Source organism: Frankia umida, assembly GCF_023242945.1.
Classification (GTDB): Bacteria; Actinomycetota; Actinomycetes; order Frankiales; family Frankiaceae; genus Frankia; species Frankia umida.
The window spans coordinates 51,596-77,404 of record NZ_JALKFT010000015.1 but is presented as its reverse complement, the minus strand read 5'-3'; the positions used below and the strand labels follow the sequence as shown (position 1 = coordinate 77,404).

Here is a 25,809-nt window from a genome sequence, read left to right as displayed (position 1 = left end):
CGCCTTTCGCGGCTGTGCGCCCGAGCCCGCGGCCGGACGCCTCAGACGCCCGCGTGAGCCCTGCGCTGGGTGGATGGAGGCGAGTTCGGTGGTGCGGGACCAGCGCCGTCGAGTCGGGCCTGGGCCTCGTCCTGCGGGCTCACCGTGAACCAGGCGACCAGCAGCAGGCCGAGTCCGGTGACGACCGGTGCCAGCAGACCACCGGACAGCACAGTATAGAAGATCAGTACTGACCCGGAGAGCACAAACGACTGCGAGCCGCGCACGAACATGGCCACGATGAAGCTGAGGAACACGACCGTGCCAAGCACGCCGTACTCCAGGATCAGCTTGGGCACCAGGGCGTAGTTCAACGGCAGGCCGGTGCGGGTGAAGAAGGCGCTCGCGTCGCGGTCGGCGAATCCCGGGCCGGTGCCGAACACGACGGTCAGCGGATCCTTGCCGAGGGAGTCCCAGGTCCGCTGGTAGGGCTGCACGAAACGCAGGCTGCCGCTGGAGGTCGACGAGGACGTCTCCGTCGCCCGGGCCGCGAAGATGCTCGACGCCGGGGTGAAACTGACGATCAGAACGATGAGGCTGACCCCGGCCAGCGCGCTCAGCGCGAACTTCGCGCCCTTGTGCACGGCCAGCAGCACCCCGGCGCAGGCCAGCAGCAGCAGACCCGTTCCGGACACGGTGCTCAGGATCGCCAGGATGAACATCGGCAGCCGCCACCAGTGGCCACCACGCAGCACGCAGACGACAATGCCGAACCCGAGGAACTGCGAGCAGAACGACGCTTCCAGGCAGATGAAGGCGTTCGACTTGTACAGCGACGACCCGTACTGGACCGGGTAGGACGTGTTGAAGCCGTGCATCAGAAAGTCCGGGGGCACGATGTCGTGCACGACATCGGTGTACGGCACGCCGACGAGCTGGATCGCGAACTGGAACAGGGCGAGCCCCGCCAGTGCCGTGATCATGATGAGGAAGCGGTCGAGGACCCGGGGGAGCAGCGCGCGGGCATCCGCCGGGCGCAGGCCGTAGATGAACGGCACATACGTCGCCAGCAGCAGCAACAACGAGGTGAAGGACGTGTCCTGCTTCTGTCGCAGGAAGCAGACCAGAGCCGACAGCGAACAACCCGCCATCGCCACCAGGTAGCCCGTCATCCGCCCGGAGTTACGCGCGAGCCCACCGCGGCGCAGCATGATGGCCAGACACACATAGGTGATCGGCAGAATGACCTGGACCTGCGAGGCACCGACCGGCAGCGCGATCCGCTGCAGGAAGATCTCGCAGAACATCAGGAAGGTCAGTACCCGCAGTGTCGCCTCGTTGACCGCGCGACTACTACCCGCCGTCTGGGACGGGATCACCCACGACCGGGGGATTCTGGTCGTGAGAGTGGTGGTGACCACGAGTCTCCCGTCTCCCGTTTCCGACATCTGTGACCGGAAGCCGTCCGGTCAGCAAGTCTAACCAGCCCCTGTTTCGCCACCGTCGGACGGTCTCGGCTACCCCCGGGCCCGCCGTTCATGGCCAAACTGCCGCAGATCCATGACCGTCCGTCGTCATCCGATGGGCATCATCGAACGTGGTTGCGCACCGGCTGTCGTGGTACGCACCGGTCGGGCTCGGGTCCCGTGAGCTCTGGCGCGCTCATGGGACCCGAGCGGCCCGTCGGCCGCCTGCTCGGGCGAGGCTCAGTAGCTTTTCTTCGCCGGCCGCAGGTGCAGCTCGGTGATCTCCGCGGTGGGTGGCAGAGCGATCAGGTAGGCGACCAGGTCGGCCACGTCGTCGGCCTGCACGAGCAGGTCCGGCGTGTAGGCGCGGCCCTCACGCGCGTAGATCGTCTCCTGCCGCGGGGTGGCCGTGCGGCCCAGATGGATCGTGGCGACCCGGATACCGTCGGCGTTGATCTCCTGGCGCAGGCTGTCGGCGAAGGCGCGCATGGCGTGCTGGGTCGCGGCGAACTGGCTGGTTCCGGCGCCGGCGCGGACACCCTGGGTCGAGTTGACGACGATCACATCGGCGCCGCTGTCGGCTCCCGCGACCCGAAGCGCCGGGAGCAGCCGCTGGGTGAGGGCGAAGGGCGCCCGCACGTTCGCGGCGAACTGCGCGTCCAGCTCCGCCAGGGTGGCCGTCTCCACCCGGGCGCTGCTGTAGGCACCGGCGCTGTGCACCAGATGATCGACCCGGCCGTGCCGTTCGACGATCAGCTCGACGGCGCCCGCGACGGCGCCGTCGTCGGTGAGGTCGAGCCGGACCGGCAGCAGCGTGCCCGGGCCGGTGGCCTGCTTGCCGAGGCTGTCGAGGCGGCCCTGATCCCGGCCGAGGGCGTACACGGTGGCACCGTCGGCGGCCAGCCGCAGGGCGGTGGCCCGTCCGATCCCGCTGGTCGCCCCGGTCACCACCGCCACCCGCCCGGCGGACGGCATGCTCGTCACGCCTGACCCGGATGGGTGAAGACCAGCACGGCGTCCGCGCGGGGCGGCGCGGTGTCATAGGACAGGCAGACCTGCTCGTCGATGCGGCTCAGGTCGGTACCGCGCAGGTAGTCGCGCATCGTGGTGCCGGTGCACTCCGAGTCGACGTTCGGCGCGCCGACGTGCTTCAGGACGTCGTCCAGGTGCACCGTGCGGAAGTCCATGCTGAACCGGGTGCGTCCGGTGTTGTTCGGCACGGAGGAGTGCAGCTGGGCGCCGGAGAAGACCAGCATGCCGCCGGGCGGGGCGACGACCCGGGTCTGCGGGAAGATCTCCACCTCCTCCTCGGGCCTGGGCTGCTTACGGGTGTCCGACCTGATGTGCTTGGCGGCGCTCGCGCGGTTCTTCGCGTTCCACTCGTAGTAGTCGTAGTCCCGCGAACCGTTCGCGACGGCCTGCGAGAAGTACCGCGGATGGAAGGCCAGCCCGTTCTCCGCCACGATGTCGAAAATCGGCATCCACCAGTTGAGCTGGCAGAACGGCGCCGAATACCAGGTGTCGCGGTGCGGGTGGAACGCGTACGCGATACCGGAGGTCAGATAGTCGTCGGACGTCGAGGTGCGCAGCCGCGGCACGTCGAAGTAGGTCTTCGTGAGGTCGCAGCCGTGCTCGGCGAGAATCGCCGGCAGCAGTTCCTTGCAGGTCGGATGGTGGATGAACCGTGGCTTGAGCTCGGCGAGCAGCGCGGCGAAGTCCTCCACCGGCATGTGATGCTGCGCGGTCTCCGGGTCGAGCTCGCCGAAGGCATCCCGGATCAGCGCCCGGCTGAACTCGACGAACTCTCGTGTCGCCGGCTTCGACGCGTAGACGAACAGGTCGCCCTGATAGAGCTGGGCCCGCCGCTCGTCATCGGACAGCGCGGACTCGACCAGTACCGTACTCATCGGGTTCCCCTTCGGAACGCATCTGACGGACGTGGGTGAGCAACAACCGGGCCATGGCGAGTTCGTCCGGCGTGGTGACATGAATGTTGGCGGGTTCCCCCGGGACGACGACGATGCGCCCGCCCGCCGCGGTGACCATCGCCGAATCCTCGACCGCCTCGGGCGCGCCGGCATGGACGGCGCGCAACAGGTCGGCCCGGAAGGCGTGCGGTGTCTGCACCAGCCGATGGGTCTCGCGGACCAGCGACGCCCCCGCCACCAGCCGCTCGGTGCCACCTGGCCCGGGTTCGGGCCGGACCGCCTTGACGACCTCGGTCAGCGGCAGGCCGGGTACGGCCGCGTCGGCACCGGCCCGGACCTCGGCGATCACCCGCCGGTACAGATCGGCGCTGGCCAGCGGATGCGCCGCGTCCGTCACCACGATGATCGCCGCGTCCCGCGGGACGGTCGCGAGCCCCGCCCGCACGGACTCGGCTCGGGAGGCCCCACCGGGCACCGTCAGCACCCCCGGTGTGGCCAGCCCGTCCGGATCGCTGTCGCCGTCGCCGGGCAGCACCACGACGATGCCGTCGCTGGCCGCCCAGGCCGCCCTGACGGGATGGGCGACCAGCGGCTCGCCGCCCAGGTCGAAGAACTGCTTGCGCCCACCGAAGCGGGTCCCGCCACCGGCGGCCAGCACGATCGTCCAGACCGGCCCACCCCGATCAGACACCGCCCACCTCGACCTCGGCGAGCAGGTCGACGCCGGCGAGGGCGTCCGCGGCCTCGACGATGGTGTCGAACGGCAGGCCCGCCCGCTCGGCGATGTCGAGCAGGCTGCGGCTGCCGTCCGCGAGGTTGAGCACCCACAGCAGGGCCATCTCGACGGCCTGCCGGTTCATCGTCGCGCCGATCGCCCGGTACAGGCCGCGCCGGCCGAGCTGCGGTTCACCGTAGGGCGCGGTGTTGCGCCAGGTCCGGTTCTGATCGCAGATCGTGATGATGCGGCGTAGCAGGGCGTGCGAGTCGGTGAGCGACCCGGGCGTGACGAAGTCCAGATCGTCCGCGCTGGTGTGGTACTGCGGGTACTCGCCGTGCTGGCCGCGGCCGAACCGGCCGACGGGCAGATCGAAGCCCGGCGAGCAGAACTGCCGCTCGTCGTAGCCGTAGGGCGAGAAGTCGACGATCCGGTGTGGCTGACCGCTTTCCGCCAGAGCCATGGCGGCGGCCCGGTCGACGGCGGCGTCACCGCGCCGGCTGCGCTTGTACGTCGGGTCGGAGCGGTCGCCGAGGCCGGTCAGCACCAGGCCGTGCCGAATCCGGCCGACGATGTCCCGGTTGCCGGCCAGCCAGGTGATCGAACCGATCGTTCCCGGAATGAACAGCAACCGGAAGGTGTGCCGCCGCGGGGCCGCGGCGAGTTCCCGAGCCAGCAGGGTCGCCGTGGCGATGCCCGAACAGTTGTCGTTGGCCATCGCCGGGTGGCAGGTGTGCGTGGTGATCAGAAACTCGTCCGTGGTCTCGCCCGGCAGCACGATCTCACCGTAGGTGAGTGAACCTTCGGTGAGAGTGGTGTCGATCTCGACCTCGTACTCGCCGTCGGGCAGCGAGGTCAGCTGCCGGTCGGTCAGGCAGAAGCCCCAGTTCTCGTTGTAGTACGACGTCCGGTAGGGCACCCAGTCCGGCCGGTCGGGCATCGAGAACAGATGTGGCCGAAGCTCGTCGAGCCCCATCCGGGCCCGCATCGGCGTGCTGTACCCGAGCAGGTGCAACGGATTGTCGGCCACGTCGACGACGGTCCTGCCATCCGGCCCGATCAGCCGAGCGGAGCCGACGTTCCACTCCCGCGGCACCGACCAGTCGAGCACCTGCGTCCCGCTGGACACCTCGTGCACGGTCAGGGGGATCTCCGGTCCGAGTGCCCGCGCGACGGTGCGCAGCGTCGCGCGCACCCCCGCACCGGTGATGCTGCGCATCGGGGGGAGCAGCTCGGCGACCAGAGCGTGCAGCCAGGCACCGGTGTCGGCCGCTGTCACCGGATCCACTGCTGTCACCGGATCCACTGTCAGTCGGCCCACACGCGCCACGGCGCGGTGCCGGAGTCCCACAGCTGGTTGAGCTCGGTCCAGTCCCGGAAGGTGTCCATACCCATCCAGAACGACTCGTGGGTGTGCAGGGTGAGCTCGCCGTCGCGGGCCAGCTGCTGCAGCGGGTGCCGCTCCAGCAGCAGGGAGGGATCATCGTCGAGGTACTTGTCGATGAACTCGCGCTCGAAGACGAAGTACCCGCCGCTGACCCAGCCGGACTGCGGCGGCTTCTCCGCGAACAGGCTGACCTTGTTGCCGTCGGTCTCCAGCTCGCCGTAGCGGCTCGAGGGACGCACGCCGGTGACCGTGCCGATCCGACCGCTGGCCACATGGTCGGCCAGTACGGTGCCGACGTCGATGGCGCCGACGCCATCACCGTAGGTGAGCATGAAGCGCGGTCCGGTCAGGTACTGCGCGACCCGGCGCAGGCGTGCGCCCGTCCCGGTGAGCAGACCGGTCTCGGCGAAGGTGACTTCCCACTTCTCGTCGCCCACCGTGTTGTGGAAACGCGGAGTGTGGTCATCCGAGAGGGTGAGCGTGAAGTCGGCGACCTGCTCACGGTAGGCGAGGAAGTAGTTCTTGATCAGGTCGCTCTTGTATCCGAGGCAGAGGACGAACTTGCGGAACCCGTAGTGTTCATAGGTCTTCATGATGTGCCACAGCACCGGCTTGCCGCCGATGTCCACGAGTGGCTTGGGCAGCTTCTCGCTCGCCTCCCGCAGGCGCGTCCCCATGCCTCCGCAGAGGATGACGACGGGGATGTCGGCGGGATCTACGGATTCGGTGCGCTGTGCGCTGTCGGTGCTCACGACTGTTGCGTCTCCCGTGCTCGTGCCCCGGTCGGGCCGCGGCGGGCGGATGGGCGCAGGCGGCACGTTGCCCGCGACAGAGCGCCCAACGGCCCGTGGCGTCTGGTGGGCAGACCGGCGGGCGAACCACCTGCTCTCGGGCCCCCGGTACTTTCGCCGCAACGGTACCGTACGACCCTCCACCCGCTGGCCGGCTCCTCCCGGCGGCAACGTCAGCTGCTGCGGCCGGCCCCTGGCGGACCCGGTTCCCGGAGCCGAGGGCCGTATTAGTCCGTGTACTGATCAGTGTGCTGAGTGGCGTGGGGTCGGACGCGGCGCCAGGCCGGCTCGGGCGTGGTGGCGGGGTACCGTCGCAGACCGCTCCGGCACGACCGCGGCCCGAACCCTGTCGCGATCAGAGGTCCAGGTGATGTCGCGATCCTGGCGGTGGCGGCAACGTACCTGTCCGATCCGACGTCATCTCTGGTGAGACAACACGGAGGAGGTCGAATGCCTGTTGCGGTACGTGACAGCTTCGGCCTGGCATCATCGCGCTTCGTACGCTCTTGTTACGGTTCGTCCGTCGCGACGGGACGGACGAGAGCCGGTAGGCCGTTCAGGCAGATCCGTGCCGTCGGGCCGTGGATCACGATCAGGGGTGATGCGCATGCATGAGCGCCCCTGGTCGGATGAGCCTGCGCCGCGCGGCCGCTCGGGCGAGTCCCGTCCGGCGCCGGACGGGACGGACGAGGGCACCGCGCTGTTCGACGTCCGCCGCCTCCCAGCCCGCCGTGACACCCGGGGCGGTGACATTCGCAGCGGTGACGCGCGGGGTCGTGACATCCGGGGCCGTGATGTGGCGAGCCGCGACGCCCGGGGTCACGCCGGCTGGGATGGGGCACCTGAGCCCAGCGCCGAGGACACGGGGGTGCTGCGCTGGCCCGGCGTCCCACCCGCGTACCCGAACGGCGACCGAGCCAGCCATCCCGACCGAGCCAGCCATCCCGATCGCGTCCGCCGGCCCGGCCGCGCTGACTACCGCGACCGCGCTGACTACCGCGACCGTGACGACTACCGCGACCGTGACGACTACCGCGACAGCGTCGATCGCCGTGACCGTTCCGATGACCGTGACCGGGCTGGCAGCGGGTGGGACGCTGCCGCGGATCGTCGTCGTGATCCGCGCGGTGCTCCTGCCCCGCGGACCGGTCCGCGCGATCCGGGGGCCCACCGTCGCCGCCCGGACGCGCCGCCGAGCCGGTGGCCGGAGCCGTACCCGCGGGAGGACCGGCCGTACCCGCGCGAGGACGGCCGCGGCGCGGCCCGGCCGGAAACGAACCGCTACCCGACGCCGAACCGTCATCCGGAGCCGGACCCCTATCCGGAGCCGAACCGGCGCCCGGCGCAGCGGCGTTCCGCCGCTGGTGCCGCTGGTGCCCGGGGAGCCACCGGCGGCGGTCGATCCGGCGGTGCCAGGGCGGCCGATGTTCGCACGGGTGTCCCGCGGGACGTGCCGCTGTCGCGGCGATCCAGGGTGGCGGCGTGGATCACCGCGCACTGGGGTGGGGCAAGCCGTATCCCGAACCTGCCGATCATCGCGGTCGCGGTGGCGGTGGTGCTGGCGTTGGCCGCCGGTATCGCGTTGGTGCTCGTGCCGTCCGGGCGCGAGAACGTGGCGGCGCCAGCGCCGGGCGCGGGCACGGGGGTGGCGCGGACCGAGCAGCCGCGTCCCGCGGAACCGTCCGTGGCGCCGACGGCCGTGGCCGCCGGGGTGCAGCGGGTGGCCCGGGCGACGACCGGCGGGCTGTTCGCGACGGGTGTGGCCGCGCATTCACTCGAGCAGGCGAACGCGTGGGCGGCCTTCCGCGGCCGACCCAACGACGTGGTCGTCATGTACACCGAACGCAGCAGCTGGGGTGCGATCACCTCACCGTGGGTGGGGCGCGGCACGTCGACGTTCGCGGGGTACGCGGGCACCTGGGTGCTCACGCAACCACTGTTCCCGGATTCCGGGCCGCAGAAGGGCAACCTCGCCAGCTGCGCCGCCGGCAACTACGACAGCTACTGGCGGCAGTTCGGTCGCTGGCTGGTGGCCCAGGGACGCGGTGACTCGTTCGTCCGCCTCGGTTGGGAGTTCAACGGACTCTGGTTCGCCTGGGCCGCGACGGACCCGCAGAACTGGATCCGGTGTTTCCGGCACGCCTCATCGGCGATCAGGTCGACCAGCCCCACGGTCCGGATCGACTGGAATCTCAACGCGCACGGGTCGACCACCCCGGTCGGGGCCTTCGATCTCTACCCGGGCGACCAGTATGTCGACGTCATCGGGGTCGACAGCTACGACCAGTATCCACCGAGTCCCACCGCCGCCGCCTTCGACGATCAGTGCAACGGCGACGCCGGCCTCTGCCAGGTGATCACTTTTGCCCGCACCCACAACAAGCTGTTCTCCGTGCCGGAGTGGGGCGTGGTCAGTCAGCAGGGCAGCAAGGCCGGTCGGTCGGGCGCCGCCGGTGGCGACAATCCCGTCTACGTGCAGAAAATGTACGATACATTTCGCCACAATGCAGACATTCTTGCCTACGAGGCGTATTTCTCCGACGCCGAATCTGACAATGTCCGCTCGTCCCTGGTGAACCCGAACCTCAACCCGGCGTCCGCCGTCGCCTACCAGCGGCTGTGGGGCGGGGGCTGATCAGAAGGTGCCGGTGCGGTCCGCGTCGAGATGGAGACCGTCGACGAACGCCTCGGCGACGTCGACCTGGTCGCGTAGCGAGGCCAGCTTCTGCTCCGCGAGCGTGACCCAGGTGGCCAGCCGTTCGCGCAGGCGGCCCCGGACCTCAGGGGACAGGCCCGGCGCGCCCAGTTCGTCCCGCAGTAACAGGAGCGCGCGCATCTCCTCGAGGCTGAACCCGAGCGGCTTCATCTTGCGGATGAGCAGCAGCCGTTCGATCGCGTCGCGATCGTAAAGTCGGAACCCGCCCACCGTCCGGTCCACCGGCGTGAGCAGGCCCGCCTCCTCGTAGTACCGCACGGTGCGCAGGGAAAGGCCGACCTGCTCGGCGACCTCGCCGATCTGATGGACGTCACCGCGGCCCGCGCCCGATCCCGAAACGTTGCGGCGCGTGGTGGACAACTCGCCCCCAGCCTCGGTATGGGTGCCGGGCGGCCGGCTGGTCGCCAGGGGAGTCGACTGTACGTCGATCTGTCCCCGGACGCGCTCCCTGGTGTGGCGGTGCCGCGACGGTGGAGGAGGCTCGTACCGACCCTGGCGGCCGTCGGTGTCGTAGGCTGAGGACGGCGTCCCGGCCGACTTTCCGCGTCGCGCGTGGGTGTACGTCACTCCGCTTGTTCTCGAGGCGCCACCTCCCCTGGGACGTACGGCCCCGGGGATGCGCCGTTCCGGAGAGGCCCAGGGACAGGTTTATGACCCTCGCGCCGCTACTTGACGCACTGATCGCCCGGCCGGGCGGCGATCCGGCCCTGGCTCGGGCCATCAGCACCGCCGGCCAGTCGACTCTCGACCTCGCGGGGCCCGCGGCGTTGCGGCCCTTCGCCGCGGCCGCGCTGGCCGCGTCCACCAGTGGCGGCGGGGCTGGTGGGGCCGGTCGGCCGGTGCTCGCGGTGGTCGCGACCGGGCGGGAGGCCGAGGACCTGGCCGCAGCCCTCGGCGATCTGCTCGGTCAGGACGCGGTGGCGGTCTATCCGAGCTGGGAGACCCTGCCACACGAGCGGCTGTCGCCGCGCGCGGACACGGTCGGTCAGCGCCTGGCGGTGCTGCGCCGGCTGGCCCATCCGGATGAGGCCAGTGGTCCCGCGCCGAAGGTGGTGGTCGCTCCGGTACGCGCCGTCCTGCAGCCTCAGGTGGCCCGGCTTGGTGATCTCGCCCCGGTGCAGCTCACCACCGGTGACACCGCCGACCTCGAAGATGTGGTCGCCCGGCTGGTGGGCATCGCCTACCACCGGGTGGACCTGGTCGAGCGGCGCGGCGAGATCGCGGTGCGTGGCGGAATCCTCGACGTGTTCCCGCCCACGGAGGAGCATCCGCTGCGGGTGGAGTTCTTCGGTGACGAGGTGGAGGACATCCGCCGCTTCTCCGTCGCCGACCAGCGGGCCCTCGTCGACGACGAGCCGTCGTCGACGGACACCCGGCCAGGCGGGGGCGTGCCGCGTGGGCTGTTCGCTCCGCCCTGCCGCGAGCTGCTGCTCACCGAGGACGTCCGGGCGCGTGCCGCGGCCCTGGCCGGGGAGCATCCCGAACTGATCGACCTGCTGGACAAGATCGCCAACGGCATTCCCGCGGACGGTATGGAGGCGCTCGCTCCCGTCCTGGTCGAGCACATGTCGCTGCTGCTCGACGAGCTGCCCGCCGGCACCCACGTACTGGTCTGCGACCCGGAGCGGGTCCGGGCCCGGGCCGGTGAGCTGGTGCGGACCAGCCAGGAGTTCCTCGAGGCGTCCTGGAGCGTCGCCGCGCTCGGTGGCGGTGCGCCGATAGACCTGGGCGCGGCCGCCTACCGGTCCATCGCGCAGGTGCGGGAGCGGGCCGCCGGGCGCGGCCTGCCCTGGTGGTCGGTCAGCCCGTTCGCCGCGGCGGCCGCTGATGGTGTCCCCCTCGCCGAGGACGGCGGGCGGGACGCCCTCGAGGGCGACAACACGGTTGTCGCGAGCCTGCGTCCGGCGCCGCTCTACCACGGTGACACCGCCGCGGTCATCGCGGACGTCAAGGGCTGGCTGGCCGAGTCGCGACGGGTGCTGATCGTCACCGAGGGGCACGGGCCGGCGCAACGGCTGGTCGAGATGCTGCGGGAGGCCGACCTCGGCGCCCGGTACGCCCAGGACGCCGAACTCGTGCCCGGCGTCGCCGTCGTCACCCGAGGCCAGCTCGGCACCGGATTCACCAGCAGCACACTGCGCCTGGCGGTCATAACCGAAAGTGATATCGCCGGTGCTCGTGGTGTCACCACCCGGGACATGCGCCGGATGCCGAGTCGGCGCCGCAAGGGTATCGACCCCCTGGCGCTCGCCCCCGGCGACCTGGTGGTCCACGACGCCCATGGTGTCGGTCGCTACGTCGAGATGGTCACCCGCACGGTCGCCGGGGCGAAGCGGGAGTACCTGCTGCTCGAGTACGCCCGCGGCGACCGCCTCTACGTCCCCACCGACCAGCTCGAACAGATCAGCCGGTACACCGGCGGCGAGGGTCCGAGCCTCGACCGCATCGGCGGCGCCGACTGGGCCAAGCGCAAGAGCCGCGCCCGCAAGGCGGTCAAGGAGATCGCCGGCGAACTGATCCGTCTCTACAGCGCGCGGATGGCCGCCCCCGGGCACGCCTTCGCCCCGGACAATCCCTGGCAGCGCGAACTCGAGGACGCCTTCCCGTTCCGCGAGACCCCGGACCAGCTCGCCGCCATCGACGAGGTGAAGGCGGACATGGAGAAGCCGGTCCCGATGGACCGGGTGATCTGCGGCGACGTCGGCTACGGCAAGACCGAGATCGCGGTGCGCGCCGCGTTCAAGGCCGTCCAGGACGGCAAGCAGGTCGCCGTCCTGGTGCCGACGACCCTGCTGGTCCAGCAGCACTTCCAGACCTTCAGCGAGCGTTACGCCGCGTTCCCCGTCATCGTGCGGGCGATGAGCCGGTTCAACTCGGCCAGCGAACAACGCGTCACCCTGGACGGCCTCGCCGAGGGCAGCGTCGACATCGTCATCGGCACCCACCGGCTGCTGTCCAACGAGACCCGGTTCAAGGACCTGGGCCTGGTGATCGTGGACGAGGAGCAGCGTTTCGGGGTCGAGCACAAGGAACAGCTCAAGAAGATGCGCACCGCCGTGGACGTGCTCACGATGAGCGCCACGCCGATCCCGCGCACCCTGGAGATGTCGATCACCGGCATCCGCGAGCTGTCCACGATCGACACCCCGCCGGAGGAACGCCATCCGGTGCTCACCTCGGTGGCCGCCTACGACACCCGGCAGGTCGCCGCGGCGATCCGCCGGGAACTTCTGCGCGAGGGCCAGGTCTTCTTCATCCACAACCGGGTCGAGTCGATCGACCGGGCCGCCGCGCAGCTGCGTGAACTGGTTCCCGAGGCCCGCATCGCCACCGCGCACGGCCAGATGCACGAGGACGCCCTCGAACAGGTCATGGTCTCCTTCTGGGAGAAGAAGTTCGACGTGCTGGTCTGCACCACGATCGTCGAATCGGGCCTGGACATCTCCAACGCGAACACGCTCATCGTCGAGCGGGCCGACGTCTTCGGCCTGTCCCAGCTGCACCAGCTGCGCGGACGGGTCGGGCGGGGCCGCGACCGCGCCTACGCGTACTTCCTGTTCCCCGCGGACAAACCACTGACCGAGACCGCGCACGACCGTCTCGCCACGATCGCCCAGCACAACGACCTCGGCGCCGGCATGGCGGTGGCGATGAAGGACCTGGAGATCCGCGGCGCGGGCAACCTGCTCGGCGGTGAGCAGTCCGGCCACATCGCCTCGGTCGGGTTCGACCTGTACGTCCGGATGGTCGGTGAGGCCGTCGCCGAATACCGCAAGGACTCCGTCGAGGCGCCGCCGGAGGTCAAGGTCGAACTTCCGGTGGACGCGAGCCTGCCGCACGACTACGTGCCCAGCGAACGTCTGCGCCTGGACGCCTACCGGCGCCTCGCCGGTGCGGTCACCGACACCGAGATCGACGAGGTGCGCGGCGAACTGGTGGACCGGTTCGGCCCGGTACCGGAGCCGGTGGAGAACCTGCTCGCCGTCGCCGGCCTGCGGGTGCTCGCCCGCCGCCACGGGGTCACGGAGATCACGGCGGCCGGTCGTCAGATCCGCTTCGCGCCGTTGGAGCTGCGGGAGAGCCAGGGTCTTCGCCTGGCCCGGCTGTACAAGGGCGCGGTGGTCAAGGCCGCGGCGCGCACCGTACTCGTTCCCGCACCCACCGAGACCGGACGGATCGGCTCTCGTCCCCTGCGTGACCGGGCGCTGCTGGCCTGGGCCGGGAATCTGCTCGCCGCCGTCGTCGGAGACTCGATCGCCGCCGCGGCCGGCTGAATCGCGGGCTTCGAGGACCGGAGGTGTGCTTGACCACACCTGAGCGGATAGCGTCTGGGTTCGTGAAGCTTCCTCGCCTTCTCGCTGGCGTCGGACTGAGCATGACCGTCGTGCTCGCCGCTTCGGCCTGCACGACGCATGCCGGCGCCGCCGCCCAGGTCGGATCGCACGCGATCGAGACCTCCCAGCTGCGCAGCATCGTCGAACGCGGTCTCTCCGCCGCGCAGGCCGTGCCCCTGTCGCCGTCCGGCCAGTCCGCCGCCAGCCCGCTCGACCAGCCCTCCCTGCAGCGACGCACACTCACCACCCTCGTCCAGCTACAACTCATGTCGGACGAGGCCCACCGCCGCGGTATCACCGTGAGCGACGCCGACGTGTCGGCCTACTACCAGGCCTACGCGATCCTGCAGTTCGGGAGCGTCAGGGCCTTCGAGCAGCGCGCCGCCGCGGTCGGCTTCGCCCAGCGGGACGTCGCGGTGATCGTGAGATCCGGTGCGATCCAGTCGGCGCTCAGCGACCGGATCTCGCCCACGCTGGTCGCCACCGACGCCCAGACCAGAAGCCAGTACGACAGCATCGTCAGCCAGGTCGGCCGGATTCCGCTCACCTATGCCCAGGCCAAGCCCTACCTGGCCCGGTTCATCGCCGCCGACGTGCGCGCCGCCGCGCTCAAGCCGATCCTCGACCAGGCTGAGAAGAAGAACCCGATCTCGGTCAACCCGCGCTTCGGTCGCTGGGACACCGCCCAGTTCGGGATCGTCGCCGCCGACGGCACCATCGCGTCCAGCGTCGTGCCGCCCCCCACCCTGGACACGACCCTCCAGTCCTGACCCCCGGCGCTGCCCTGACGCCTGCGAAATCCTGACGCCTGCGAGAGAGAAGACATGCCGCTGCGGGTCACAATGATCGTTACCAGTCCGCGGGTCGCTCCGGGCATCCTCACCGCGCCCGCCTGGGACCTGCTTCGCCAGCTGCCGGTACTCACGGCGTCACCCGCCCATCCGCAGTTGGACGCCCTGCGCGCGGCCGGCGCCGCCGTCACCGTCATCACCGGCGAGGACTCCCACCGGGAGACCGCGGACGAGAAGCTCGCCGCCTGGCTGTCCCCGCACGTACCGCCGGACGCGGCGCGGATCGCCTGGCTCGCCGATCCGGTCGCACCCAGCGATCTCGATCGCCAGCTGGACCGCCTGGCCCAGACCACCCCGCCGGACGGTGACGAGGCCGCGCGTGACCTCATCGTCGACACGCTCCTCGCCACCGCCGAGCTTCCCGGCTCGGCGCTGCTGGACGCGGTGTCCGTCATGGATCGGCTGCGCTCACCTGGTGGCTGCCCGTGGGATGCCGAGCAGACCCACGAATCCCTCGCCCCCTATCTGATCGAGGAGACCTACGAGGCCTACCAGGCGATCGAGGACGGCGACCTCGACGAGTTGCGCGAGGAACTCGGCGACGTCCTGATGCAGGTCCTCTTCCACGCCCGGGTGGCCGCCGAACGCCCCGAGGACCCCTGGGATGTCGACGACGTGGCGACCGGGCTCGCCGCCAAGCTGATCCGCCGCCATCCGCACGTGTTCGCCGATGTGATCGTCGACGGGTCGGCGGACGTCGTCACCAACTGGAACGCCATCAAGGCCGAGGAGAAGGGGCGGGTCTCGGTGACCGAGGGGGTCGCGCTGTCGCAGCCGGCGCTCTCACTCGCCGCCAAGCTCCTCAGACGTGCCAGCGGTATCGGCGTCCCGCTGGACGTCGCCGTCCCCGTCCCCGTCGCGGCTACGGATCAGGCCGTGTCCGGTGTCGAAGGAGCCCTCCTGTCCATCGTCGCCGACGTGGCGACAACCCCGCTCTCCTCGAGCGATGACGCCGAACGTGCCGTCGGCGACCTGCTCTTCGCCGCCGTCGCGTGGGCCCGCGCCGGGCGGGTCGACCCCGAGCAGGCGCTGCGCGCACGTGCGCGCCGATTCCGCGATCAACTCGCAGCGGCCGAGGGTGCCGCCCGCGCGGACAGCGCCGCACCGCCCGACCCGCTGCCCGCCGAACGGTGGCGCACGCTGTGGCCATCTCCCTCCCCGCCGGCAGGCTGACCTCCCCGCCGGCAGGCTGACCTCCCCGCCGGCAGGCTGACCTCCCCGCCGGCAGGCTGGCTTCGAGGTAGCCCGGGCAGGCCGCCCGTGGCGCCGCCTCCGCGCCAACTCTGCTCGGTGCTGGCCTTCCTGCATGGCCGGACCGGCGATTAGCCTCTGAGCATGGCTGCCATCCCACGTAAGGCGCTGGCCGACGTCCGGCAGATCGCGGCGCGGCGGACGGCGCCAGTCGTCCTCGAGCTTGATCTCACGGTGGAACTGCTCGAAGGTGTTCCGGCCGACCCGGTGACGTTCGCCCTTTCTCGACGGCGCAACACGCTGCGCGACATCGTGGAGGCGCTGCGCCACGCCACGGATGATGCCCGGGTTCCGGTCGTGGTCGCGCACATCGCCGCGTGCGGGATGCCACTGGCCCACATCCAGGAGATTCGAGCGGCGATCAGCGCCTTCCGCGCCGCGGGGGGCACCGCCATCGCGTACGCCGACACGTTCGGCGAGTTCGGAGGTGGGACGGGGCCGTACTACCTGGCGACCGCCTTCGACGAGATCTGGCTTGCGCCCTGTGGTGACTGCGGCCTGACCGGGCTCGGTATGGAGACTCCCTTTCTGCGCGGTGCGCTGGACCGTCTGGGCGTGACCGTCGAGATCGGACAGCGCTACGAGTACAAGAACGCGGTGAACACACTCGTCGAACGGGACTTCACGCCAGCCCACCTGGAGGCCGTGAGCCGGATCATCGAGTCGTCCGCGGAGCAGGTCGTCGCGGGTATCGCGCAGGGCCGCGGTATTCCCGCCGACCGGGTTCGGCGGCTGATCGACCTTGGCCCGCTGACCGGCACGGTCGCACTGGACACCGGGCTGGTCGACCGGCTCGGCTATCGCGACGAGGTGTACGCCGCCGCCCGGGCGAGGATCGGCGTGAGCGACGACGGCGATGCTGCTGTCGGCGACGCTGCTGTCGGCGACGCTGCCGGAGAGGGTGGGGGCGGCGCCTCCGAGCCGGTGCTGATGTATGCCTCCGCCTACCGGCGTTCCGCGGAACGCAGGGAGAAGTCGCCGGTGCGGCGCGTGACCGCGTTTGCCGCGCGTGGGCCCGGAGCGCTTTTCCTGCGGGAGGAGCCGTCGGCGCCGTCCCGTGGGAGCGAGTCCGAGGCAGGGTCCGAGGTGGCGCGGCAGAGTTCGCCGCTGGCGCCGACCGTCACGCCCGCGCACGGAGACCCGCGTCGCTCGGTCGTCGCGCTGATCTACGGAACCGGGCCGGTGGTGCTCGGTTCCCCCGCGGCGGGCCCGTTTTCCGGGCAGGCTCTGGCTTCCGACTCCATCACGGCGGCGTTGCGGGCCGCGGCACGCGATGAGGATGTCGCCGCCGCGGTGCTGCGGGTCAGCAGCCCCGGCGGCTCCTACGTCGCCTCGGACCTGATCCGTCGGGAGGCCGAACGGTTTCGGGCGACTGGTCGACCGTTGATCGTCTCCATGGGTGATGTGGCAGCCTCAGGTGGGTACTTCGTCGCCCTGGCGGCGGACCTGATCGTGGCCAACCCCGGCACGCTGACCGGGTCGATCGGGGTGTTCGCCGGCAAGCAGGTCGTGCGGGACCTGCTGGACAAGGTCGGCGTCGGCTTCGGTGCGGTCGCGGAGGGTGAGCATGCGCTGATGATGTCCCCGCGGCGGCCGTTCACCGAGGGCGAGCGGGAGAAGCTCGAGGAGTTTCTGGACCGGGTCTACGCCGACTTCGTCGACAAGGTCTCCCTCTCCCGAGGGCTGGGTCGGGACCGGGTCCACGAGCTGGCTCGTGGTCGGGTGTGGACGGGCGCGGACGCCCACCGGCACGGTCTGGTCGACGAACTCGGCGGGCTTTCCGACGCCCTGCGGCTGGCCTGGTCGCGGGCTGGCCTGCCGGCGGACGAGACTCCCCGGGTGCGACTGACCTCCAGGCCGTCGGTGCTGGACCGGGTGCGTACACCCAGATCCAGTGAGGATCGGGGCGCCGCGGCCGTCGGTCCGTCGCTGGGCTCGACGGTGGGGTCAGCATTCGGGTCGTTCGGATGGGGCTCCTTCGCGCCACTGGCCGCTCGTCTCGGACTGCCCGTGGCCGGCCCGCTGACCATGCCGCCGATGGGACGGATCCACTGAGTACCTTCGGCACCGGCGGGCGGCGCGCCGCAGCCCGTTCGGCGTCTCGTCAGCCGAGGCACGACGGTAGTCTCGGTCCGTGACGATCCGTCCCCCGTCGCATTCGGAGGTCTAACCGTGCCGTCCATCGAGGCCGTAGGAGCCCGCGAGATCCTTGACTCGCGCGGTAACCCCACCGTCGAGGTCGAGGTTGTGCTGGAGGACGGCACGCTCGCTCGTGCCGCCGTGCCCAGCGGTGCGAGCACCGGCGCCTTCGAGGCTGTCGAGCTGCGTGACGGTGAGGACCGATACGGCGGCAAGGGTGTGCGCAAGGCCGTGGCCGCTGTCATCGAACGTATCCAGCCCGAGATCATCGGGTTGGACGCGGCGGAGCAGCGGCTGCTCGACCAGCGCCTCATCGATCTCGATGGCACTCCTGACAAGTCCGCGTTCGGTGCGAACGCCCTGCTCGGGGTGAGCCTGGCCGTCGCCAAGGCCGCCGCCGCCGCCAGCGACCTGCCGTTGTTCCGCTACCTGGGCGGTCCCAGCGCGCACCTGCTGCCGGTGCCGATGATGAACATTCTCAACGGTGGCGCGCACGCCGACAGCAACGTGGACATCCAGGAGTTCATGATCGCTCCCATCGGGGCGCCGACCTTCTCGGAGTCGGTGCGCTGGGGTGCCGAGGTCTATCACGCGCTCAAGAGCGTGCTCAAGGCCCGGGGCCTGGCCACCGGCGTCGGTGACGAGGGTGGCTTCGCGCCCAGCCTGCCCACCAACCGGGACGCACTCGACCTCATCGCCGAGGCGGTCGACAAGGTCGGCCTGCGTCTGGGTTCGGATGTGGTCCTGGCACTGGACGTCGCGTCGACCGAGTTCTTCGCCGACGGGGCCTACACGTTCGAGAACCAGACCCGGACCGCGGCTCAGCTCAGCGACTACTACGCCGAGCTGGTCGATGCCTACCCGATCGTGTCGATCGAGGACCCGCTCGCCGAGGACGACTGGACCGGCTGGGTGGAGCTGACGGCGCGCCTTGGCGACAAGGTCCAGCTGGTCGGGGACGACCTGTTCGTCACCAACCCCGAGCGGCTCGCTCGCGGCATCGCGTCGAAGGCCGCGAACGCCCTGCTGGTCAAGGTCAACCAGATCGGCACGCTCACCGAAACCCTGGACGCGGTCACTCTCGCCCATCGCAGCGGCTACCGGGCGATGATGTCGCACCGGTCCGGGGAGACCGAGGACACCACGATCGCCGACCTCGCCGTCGCGGTCGACTGCGGTCAGATCAAGACCGGAGCCCCGGCACGTACCGAACGGGTCGCGAAGTACAACCAGTTGCTGCGGATCGAGGAGGAGCTGGACGACGCGGCCCGGTACGCGGGTGCGGCGGCCTTCCCCCGGCACGGTCAGTCCGCCTGAGTCCGGTGCCGGCGCCGCGTGTCGCACTGACGACGAGGGCGACCCTGCTCGCCGTCGTGATCTGCGTGCTGGTCCTCACCCTGGCCTACCCGTTGCGGTTGTACCTGCGTCAGCAGAGCAAGCTTTCCCAGCTTGTCCGAGCGAACGCGCAGGCCCAGACACAGGTGGACCAGTTGCGCACCACGGTCGGTCGCTACGGCGACCAGGCCTGGGTCGAGGATGAGGCGCGGCGCCGGTTGCACTACCTCAAGCCCGGTGAGCAGGCCTATCTGATGCCGGCACCAGCGACGCCGCCGTCGACGGACGAGGCCCACGGCGGCGCGTCCGCCGGCGACTCGGCCTGGTACGGCAGACTGTGGTCGCAGATCTCCGCGCCGTAGCGCGGTGTGGCTGCCGCGTCATGATGGAGCCGGCGACATCGTCGTGGACACGACGCCACGGCCAGGAAACGGGGGAAACGTGGTGCGGACGGCCGTGACGACCCAGGATGCGCAGGTTGTCCGCCAGCAGCTGGGCCGTGAGCCCCGCGGTCTGGTGGCGGTCGCGCACCGGTGTTCCTGCGGACGTCCGGATGTGGTGGAGACCGCACCCCGGCTGCCCGACGGGTCCCCGTTCCCGACGTTGTTCTACCTGACCTGCCCGCGGGCGGCGAGCGCGGTGTCCCGGCTGGAAGGTGCCGGGGTGATGCGCCAGATGACCGAGCGGCTGGCGACCGATCCGGAGCTGGCCGCCGCGTACGCGGCGGCGCACCAGGATTACCTCGACCGTCGGGACACCCGTGAGCCGCTCACCGGAGCCCCCAGCGCGGGGGGGATGCCGACCCGGGTGAAGTGTCTGCACGTGCTGGTCGCCCACAGCCTGGCCGCGGGACCCGGGGTCAACCCGTTCGGCGACGAGGCGCTCGCCGCGCTCGAGGACTGGGGCCGTCGTGGCCCCTGCGTGCCCGACGAGGCCTGCGTGTCCGCCGCCGGCGGTGCCGAGCGCGAGAACGCGAAGAGGAAGGGATCGGCATGACCCGCGTCGCCGCGATCGACTGTGGCACCAACTCGATCCGTCTGCTGGTGGCGGAGGTCGATGGTCCCCGACTGCGCGAACTGACCCGCCGGATGGAGATCGTGCGTCTTGGTGCGGGAGTCGACCGCACCGGAGAGCTCTCCCCGCAGGCGCTGGAGCGCACACTGGCGGCGCTGCGTGACTATGCCGGCGAGATCGAACGGCTGGGCGCGACGCGGGTGCGGATGGTCGCCACCAGTGCCACGAGGGACGCCCGGAACCGCGGCGATCTGGTTGCCGGAGTCCGGGAGATCCTCGGGGTCGACCCCGAGGTGATCAGCGGGGACGAGGAGGCCGGGTTGTCGTTCGCCGGTGCGATCGGTGATCTGGCCACGACCGCGTCCGTCGCGACGCCGGTCCTGCTCGCGGACATCGGCGGCGGCTCGACCGAACTGGTCCTGGGCGACCTGGCCGGGGTGCGGGCCGCACGTTCGGTGAACGTGGGCTGCGTGCGTCTGGCGGAGCGGCATCTGCGGGACGACCCGCCCACGGCGGCGCAGGTGGCGGCGATCGTCGCCGATGCGCGGGCCGCGTTCGACCTGGCCGCGCAGACCGTGCCGATCGAGCGGGCGGCCACCCTGGTCGGTGTCGCCGGAACGGTCACCACCGTTGCCGCGCTCGCCGCGGACCTGCCCGGCTATGACGCTGAGCGCATCCACCTGTCAGTGACCAGCGCCGAGCAGGTCGCCGAGGTCACCGCCCGTCTGGTGGCGATGACCCACGACGAACGGGCAGCGCTCGCGGTCATGCATCCGGGCCGGGTCGACGTCATCGCGGCCGGATCACTCGTACTGCGCACGCTGATCGAGCGCACCGGGGCGAGCGCGGTCGTGGCCAGCGAGCGTGACATCCTCGACGGCATCGCGCTGGCCCTGGCCGCGGCCCCCGCCGCACCCATCGTCACGGGCTGAGCCACGGTCGCTCCCACGGGGCCGGACGCACCAGCGGCCGAGTCCGCCGGGCAGGTGGTGACGTTCGCCGCCACGGCGGCCGGGACCGACGAACTCGACGGGTGGGTGTCGGCCTGTCGCGCGGGCCACCGTTGTCGGCTGTTATCACCCGGGCCGGCAGAACACCTTCACCGGGCGGGTCGCCGAGGTGATGCTCGACACGGTTTTTGCCTCGACCCCACGGCTGGTCGAACCGGGCTGAGTGCGTTCACAATGTAGGCCGAAATGTGGCCGTCACCACGGCACGTGGTCCAAAGCACTCATCTGTATTACGTGTCGTGCGTCACGGAAATGGTCGTGCCGGTTGGTTCGAGCGGCGGTGTGACACGGTCGTCGCGGGTACGGTTTTCGCATGAGCTATGGGCGCGCACCGCACATCCTCATCGTCGGTGGGGGTTACGTCGGCATGTACACGGCCCTGCGACTGCAGCGGAAGCTGCGCGGCGGCGAGGCGAGCATCACGGTGGTCGACCCCAACTCGTACATGACCTACCAGCCGTTCCTGCCCGAGGCGGCCGCCGGCAACCTGGAGCCACGGCATGTGGTCGTCCCGTTGCGCAAGGTGCTCAAGTCCAGTCGTGTGACCAGTGGGACTGTACAGTCCGTGTCCCATGGGCGACGGGTGGCGGTGATCCAGTCGCCCCTCGGTGATCATTTCGAGCTGACGTACGACGTGCTGGTGATGTGTCCCGGCTCGGTGGCGCGAACACTGCCCATTCCGGGGCTGGCGGAGCAGGGCATCGGGTTCAAGAGCGCAGCCGAAGCGATCTATCTACGCAATCAGGTCCTCAGTCGCCTTGACGCCGCGGCCTCCGCCACGGAGGCGGCGGTCCGGCGCCGCGCCCTCACATTCCTGTTCATCGGTGGCGGTTATGCGGGAATCGAGGCCCTCGCCGAACTCGAGGACATGGCCCGCGATGCCTGCTCGTTTTATCCTGATCTCAGTGCGGACGAGATGCGCTGGGTTCTGGTGGAGGCCACCGATCGAATACTTCCGGAGGTTTCTCCGGCGATGGGTCTTTATACCGTGAAGCAACTGGAGCATCGCGGAATCGAGGTGAAGCTGAAAACGCGGGTGGAAAGTCTGGTCGATGGGCGGGTCGAGTTGGACAGCGGCGAGCGCTTCGACGCCGGAACCGTCGTCTGGACCGCTGGCGTCAAGCCGAACCCCGTGCTGTCCCGGACGGACCTTCCGCTCGACGAACGGGGCCGGGTGCGGGCCACGGCCTTCCTCCAGGTCGACGGAGTGCCCGGCGCCTGGAGCGCGGGTGACTGCGCCGCGGTGCCCGACCTGACCAAGGGGGAGGGGGCGACCACGGGTCCGTCGGCGCAGCACGCCGTCCGCCAGGCGGCTCGCCTCGCGGACAACCTCGTCGCAGAGCTGAGGAAGCGTCCGATTCGTCCCTATGAGCACAGCTATGCCGGCAGCGTGGCGTCGCTTGGCCTGCACAAGGGGGTCGCCGAGGTGTATGGGGTGCGGTTGCGTGGCTGGCCAGCCTGGTTGATGCACCGGACCTACCACCTCAGCCGCGTGCCGACCGTCAACCGCAAGGCCAGGGTGATGGCCGACTGGACCCTCGCGCTCTTCTTCCGGCGAGAGATCGTCTCGCTGGGTTCCTTCGCCGATCCGCGCAGGGAGTTCCGCAGCGTGGCCACGCCGACGCCGGCCGTGTCGGCATCGGCGGCCCCCTCCGGCGCATCGGAGGGCTCGTCCGGCAGCTGAGCGGGATGTGGTGGCCGGCATCCGGTGCGCACCACGAATGCCGGCGACTGTCCAGAGATGAGGTCGGCCGGGTTCCGTGCACCTTAGTGGGCTATTCCGGCGAGGCCGGTGGCATCTGCTAACTGTGCCTACGGCCCGAAGTATTTGACTGTCGCCGCTCGGTCCACCTCTGATCGAAGGTCATAGCGAATGAGCGGCATCCCCGTCACGAAGAGTCACGCTTTCGTCGGTGTCGTCGACCCCGACTGCTTCATCCGCGATGTGTTATTCCCAGAACCTACGTAGCGTGGTAGAAATAGCAGCGATGTAGACGAGCCGGTGTATCCCAACTGGTAGAGGAGGCTGTCCTAAAAACAGCTCGAGTGTCGGTTCGACTCCGACCACCGGCACATTTGCTCAACGTCGATCGCCCACACCGCCCAGTTGCGCGTGTGGGCGATCGACGTTGGACTGGACTCACCCTCGCGTCCCGGTCGGGAACCCCTGCGCGCGCGAGATCGTTGGACCGGTGACCACCTCGTTCACTGTCGTTGGAGGAGCCGGCTCGATGGCCGACCTACGTTCCTCGAACCCCGCGCTGCGCCCAGGGTCCTTCGCGCCGCCGCCCACGCCCACCCCGGAGCAGCTGTCCAGCCAGTTCCGGCAGCCGACGACGCTCACCGTCGACGACGTCGTGGTTCACACCCTCGGCCTGTTCGGGGTGCTGGGCATCGGTGCCGTCGGCGGGTGGCTGATCGGGCCGGACGCTCCGGGCATCGCGCTGGGCGCCGGTCTCGTCGCGCTGGCCCTGAGCCTGGTCGTCTCGATGCGCGGGACCATCCGGCCGTCGCTGGTGATCGCGTTCGCGCTGATCGAGGGCGTCGCGGTCGGCGCGGTCTCGCGCTACTTCGAGGACGCGTTCGCCCACATCGTCCCGCAGGCACTGCTTGGCACCGGGCTGATCTTCGTCGCGATGCTGGTCGCCTACCGCAGTCGCCGGCTTCGCGCCACGCCGCGGATGGCCCGCATCGTGACGGGCGTGCTGTTCGGCGTTGTCCTGCTGGGCCTGGCGGATCTCGTGGTGCGCGGTGTCAGCGACAGCCACCTGCCAGTGATCAACGATCCGTCACCGCTGGGAATCCTGTTCAGCGTGGTGGTGCTCGGCGTGGCCAGCCTGCAGTTCATCCTCGACTTCGACGGCATCGAGCGGGCGATCCAGGCGGGGGCGCCGCGGTCGGAGGCCTGGCGTGCCGCGTTCGGTCTGCTCATCGGCTTCGTCTGGGTCTACCTGGAGATGCTGCGCCTGCTGTCCAAGCTTCGTCAGTAGCGTCGGTCTCGCCAGCGGCATCGGCCGGCGGCTGGGGGCGGCCGCACCGGATCGCTGATCCGGGCCACCGTCCCCAGCCGGGCCACGTGCGGCCTAGGTGCGGATCGCCCGCCTGCGTAGGTCGGCTTCGTGTACGAGAGCAGAGGCGTAGCTGTGCGGCAGGTTGTGCTCGGCGCGTAGCCAGTTCACCCGCTCGGAGAAGCGCAGCAGCCCTGGGCCCTCGGCCAGCCGGCCCAGCCAGATGTTCACCTCATGACCGGTGACCTTGGGGATTCGCTCGATGAGGTACTGATGCGTCTGAGCGGAACGGACCTGCGGGGAACGGACCTGCGGGGAACGGACCTGCGGGGAACGGACCTGCGGGGAACGGTGTAGTGACATGCGCGCCTCCAGTCGTGAAACCCGACGTCAACGACTCATGTCGTAAGCGTGCCCCAGACCACAGCGCCCGGCAAGGGCCGGCGTCGGTTCGGTCCGGTATCCTGCCCGGATGTCCACCTCAGTGGTCGAGCTCGCCCGTGAGGTGCGGCTGCTCGTGCGGCAGCTGCGCGGCTGGGCCGGCGCGTCCTGGGAGGTTCCCGTACCAGGCGCAGTGAGCCGGGCACAGCGGACTGTTCTGCTGATCAACGAGCTGGCCGTTCTGGGGGAACGTGCCGGTGTCGGTTCGCCACCGGGGACGCGGCCCCCTCAGCTGGCCCCACACGCGCTGGCGGACCAGGTGGCCGTGCTCGCCGAGGAGCTGCTCGCCGCGCTGGCCGAGGCCCGGGAGCCGGCAGGTGCCCGGGCGGTGCGGATCCTCGCCGACGCACGCACGGCTGTCACCGGCGCGCGCACTGATCTCGATGGTGCCGGCTTCGGCTTCCGAACGCGCTGACCCGCGCCGCGCGGGCGGGGCTCAGCCCGGTTGGCGCATGGCGGCAACCGCCTCGAGGACGGGCCCCGCGACGATCCGAGCGCCGTCCAGGGTGAGGTGCACCCCGTCGCGGGAGCGGGCGAGTACGGCCCGGCCATCGGCGGTGGTGAGGTAGTCGCTGTAGCCGCCGTCCCGCGACAGCCAACGTCGAAGATCCAGGTAGGTGGCGCCGGGAACGGTCCTCGCGGCCGCGGCGGTCGCGGTGTCGAGCTGGTCGAAGTAGCCGGCCAGGCGCTTCGACCGGGCGGGCGGCAGGCCCAGCCACAGCAGGTGCCGGGTGCCGTCGCCGGTCCAGATCCGCATCACCACCTCGGCCCGTCGGGTGTACTCGGCGGCCCACCGCGGTGTTCCGGCTGGCAGCAGCGTCCCGTCGGGCAACGTGATCGTCTGCCCGTCGTTGCCGCCCATGGTGACGATGACCAGCTCCAGGTCGCGCTGCGCGGCCTGGGCGCGGGCCTGGACAGCCCAGTCGAAGAAGTCCGGACGCACCAGACCCGTCCCGTATCGGGTCTCGGTGCGCGAGTGCACCGTGGTGCCCGCCGCGGTGGCGATCGCCGGGCCGAGTGTCTCGGTGAGCGAGTCGCCGGTGATCAGTACCCGCTGCGGGTCGGCGACGCTCGGGACCCGCAGCGCGGGCACCGTCCGTGCCGGGTGGGCGGGCTGTGGTGTCATCCGGCGGGCGGTGCTGGCCAGGCCCGGGTTTGACGGGGAGGAGGCGGGGGCCCGACCGAAGAGGTCGGCCAGCCAGCGATCCGGCAGGTCAAGGCGCAGCGGGTGCGTCAGCTCGACGAGTGGACGCGCCCCGCCGAGCACCAGGGTCCGGGTGAGTCCAGGGCGCATCCCCTCCCCGGTGTGCACCATGGCTGGCGCCCGCAGCACCGCCAGCAGTCCCAGTACGCCCAGCACCACCAGCATCGCCCGCCCGGCCGATTCGGTCGGACCGTCCGGTTGGCTGTCGTCGCGCTGGGGCTCGGTCATCTCTGCGTCGTC

Annotated in this window: 21 protein-coding genes and 1 tRNA gene; 13 read left to right on the top strand and 9 right to left on the bottom strand. The window is 70.5% G+C overall.

Going from position 1 to position 25,809, the window contains the following annotated elements; genetic code table 11:
• Nucleotides 1-41: 41 nt before the first annotated feature.
• The 6 genes from MXD59_RS15810 to MXD59_RS15785 all read right to left on the bottom strand — a co-directional run bounded on the left by MXD59_RS15810 (nucleotide 42) and on the right by MXD59_RS15785 (nucleotide 6,227).
• Nucleotides 42-1,400 (bottom strand): hypothetical protein, encoded by a 1,359-nt coding sequence (locus tag MXD59_RS15810; protein ID WP_248825489.1) that lies wholly within the window; start codon nucleotides 1,398-1,400, stop codon nucleotides 42-44.
• A 285-nt stretch (nucleotides 1,401-1,685) separates the two neighbouring features.
• Nucleotides 1,686-2,420, bottom strand: a complete 735-nt coding sequence (locus tag MXD59_RS15805) for an SDR family oxidoreductase (RefSeq protein ID WP_248825536.1) — start codon at nucleotides 2,418-2,420, stop codon at nucleotides 1,686-1,688.
• A 5-nt stretch (nucleotides 2,421-2,425) separates the two neighbouring features.
• Nucleotides 2,426-3,352: a phytanoyl-CoA dioxygenase family protein gene (locus MXD59_RS15800; RefSeq protein WP_248825488.1), complete on the bottom strand. Its 927-nt coding sequence runs from the start codon at nucleotides 3,350-3,352 to the stop codon at nucleotides 2,426-2,428.
• Nucleotides 3,315-4,064 (bottom strand): IspD/TarI family cytidylyltransferase, encoded by a 750-nt coding sequence (locus tag MXD59_RS15795; protein ID WP_248825487.1) that lies wholly within the window; start codon nucleotides 4,062-4,064, stop codon nucleotides 3,315-3,317. The genes MXD59_RS15800 and MXD59_RS15795 overlap by 38 nt, the downstream gene beginning before the upstream one ends.
• On the bottom strand, nucleotides 4,057-5,385 hold the full coding sequence (locus MXD59_RS15790; protein WP_308301720.1) for a DUF4910 domain-containing protein: 1,329 nt from the start codon (nucleotides 5,383-5,385) through the stop codon (nucleotides 4,057-4,059). Before MXD59_RS15790 ends, MXD59_RS15795 begins: the two co-directional genes overlap by 8 nt.
• Before the next feature lie 11 nt (nucleotides 5,386-5,396).
• On the bottom strand, nucleotides 5,397-6,227 hold the full coding sequence (locus MXD59_RS15785; protein ID WP_163547545.1) for a sugar phosphate nucleotidyltransferase: 831 nt from the start codon (nucleotides 6,225-6,227) through the stop codon (nucleotides 5,397-5,399).
• Nucleotides 6,228-6,867: 640 nt separating this feature from the next.
• Here MXD59_RS15785 and MXD59_RS15780 point away from each other — a divergent pair.
• Entirely contained in the window at nucleotides 6,868-8,901 is a 2,034-nt protein-coding gene (locus tag MXD59_RS15780; protein ID WP_248825486.1) for a glycosyl hydrolase, read from the top strand.
• Here the strand turns inward: MXD59_RS15780 and MXD59_RS15775 are convergent, their stop codons facing one another.
• Entirely contained in the window at nucleotides 8,902-9,342 is a 441-nt protein-coding gene (locus MXD59_RS15775) for a MerR family transcriptional regulator (RefSeq protein WP_248825485.1), read from the bottom strand.
• A gap of 290 nt (nucleotides 9,343-9,632) precedes the next feature.
• Between MXD59_RS15775 and mfd the strand changes: the two genes are divergently transcribed.
• From mfd to MXD59_RS15720, 11 genes are all read left to right on the top strand, one after another.
• Nucleotides 9,633-13,256, top strand: a complete 3,624-nt coding sequence (gene mfd, locus MXD59_RS15770) for a transcription-repair coupling factor (protein ID WP_248825484.1) — start codon at nucleotides 9,633-9,635, stop codon at nucleotides 13,254-13,256.
• Nucleotides 13,257-13,318: 62 nt separating this feature from the next.
• Nucleotides 13,319-14,086, top strand: a complete 768-nt coding sequence (locus MXD59_RS15765; RefSeq protein ID WP_248825483.1) for a SurA N-terminal domain-containing protein — start codon at nucleotides 13,319-13,321, stop codon at nucleotides 14,084-14,086.
• A 54-nt stretch (nucleotides 14,087-14,140) separates the two neighbouring features.
• Complete coding sequence (locus tag MXD59_RS15760) at nucleotides 14,141-15,340, top strand: nucleoside triphosphate pyrophosphohydrolase (protein WP_248825482.1); 1,200 nt, start codon at nucleotides 14,141-14,143, stop codon at nucleotides 15,338-15,340.
• 162 nt (nucleotides 15,341-15,502) lie between these two features.
• Entirely contained in the window at nucleotides 15,503-17,473 is a 1,971-nt protein-coding gene (sppA, locus tag MXD59_RS15755) for a signal peptide peptidase SppA (protein WP_248825481.1), read from the top strand.
• 117 nt (nucleotides 17,474-17,590) lie between these two features.
• Nucleotides 17,591-18,874, top strand: a complete 1,284-nt coding sequence (gene eno, locus MXD59_RS15750) for a phosphopyruvate hydratase (protein WP_248814373.1) — start codon at nucleotides 17,591-17,593, stop codon at nucleotides 18,872-18,874.
• Nucleotides 18,875-18,879: 5 nt separating this feature from the next.
• A complete protein-coding gene (locus MXD59_RS15745; protein ID WP_163547553.1) occupies nucleotides 18,880-19,254 on the top strand; it encodes an FtsB family cell division protein in 375 nt (124 codons plus the stop codon).
• A 94-nt stretch (nucleotides 19,255-19,348) separates the two neighbouring features.
• On the top strand, nucleotides 19,349-19,888 hold the full coding sequence (locus MXD59_RS15740; RefSeq protein ID WP_248825480.1) for a DUF501 domain-containing protein: 540 nt from the start codon (nucleotides 19,349-19,351) through the stop codon (nucleotides 19,886-19,888).
• Nucleotides 19,885-20,838, top strand: coding sequence for a Ppx/GppA phosphatase family protein (locus MXD59_RS15735; protein WP_248825479.1), 954 nt, complete (start codon nucleotides 19,885-19,887; stop codon nucleotides 20,836-20,838). The genes MXD59_RS15740 and MXD59_RS15735 overlap by 4 nt, the downstream gene beginning before the upstream one ends.
• A gap of 391 nt (nucleotides 20,839-21,229) precedes the next feature.
• Nucleotides 21,230-22,600, top strand: coding sequence for an NAD(P)/FAD-dependent oxidoreductase (locus MXD59_RS15730; RefSeq protein ID WP_248825478.1), 1,371 nt, complete (start codon nucleotides 21,230-21,232; stop codon nucleotides 22,598-22,600).
• A gap of 314 nt (nucleotides 22,601-22,914) precedes the next feature.
• Nucleotides 22,915-22,989, top strand: a tRNA-Leu gene (locus MXD59_RS15725).
• Nucleotides 22,990-23,147: 158 nt separating this feature from the next.
• Nucleotides 23,148-23,906 carry a Bax inhibitor-1/YccA family protein gene (locus MXD59_RS15720; RefSeq protein WP_248825477.1) on the top strand — a complete coding sequence of 253 codons (759 nt, stop codon included), beginning with the start codon at nucleotides 23,148-23,150 and terminating at the stop codon, nucleotides 23,904-23,906.
• 93 nt (nucleotides 23,907-23,999) lie between these two features.
• Here MXD59_RS15720 and MXD59_RS15715 read toward each other — a convergent pair whose 3' ends face one another.
• A complete protein-coding gene (locus MXD59_RS15715) occupies nucleotides 24,000-24,287 on the bottom strand; it encodes a DUF4287 domain-containing protein (protein WP_248825476.1) in 288 nt (95 codons plus the stop codon).
• Nucleotides 24,288-24,396: 109 nt separating this feature from the next.
• Between MXD59_RS15715 and MXD59_RS15705 the strand changes: the two genes are divergently transcribed.
• Complete coding sequence (locus MXD59_RS15705; protein ID WP_248825475.1) at nucleotides 24,397-24,780, top strand: hypothetical protein; 384 nt, start codon at nucleotides 24,397-24,399, stop codon at nucleotides 24,778-24,780.
• 21 nt (nucleotides 24,781-24,801) lie between these two features.
• Here the strand turns inward: MXD59_RS15705 and MXD59_RS15700 are convergent, their stop codons facing one another.
• Entirely contained in the window at nucleotides 24,802-25,797 is a 996-nt protein-coding gene (locus MXD59_RS15700) for a DUF459 domain-containing protein (RefSeq protein ID WP_248825474.1), read from the bottom strand.
• Nucleotides 25,798-25,809 lie beyond the last annotated feature (12 nt).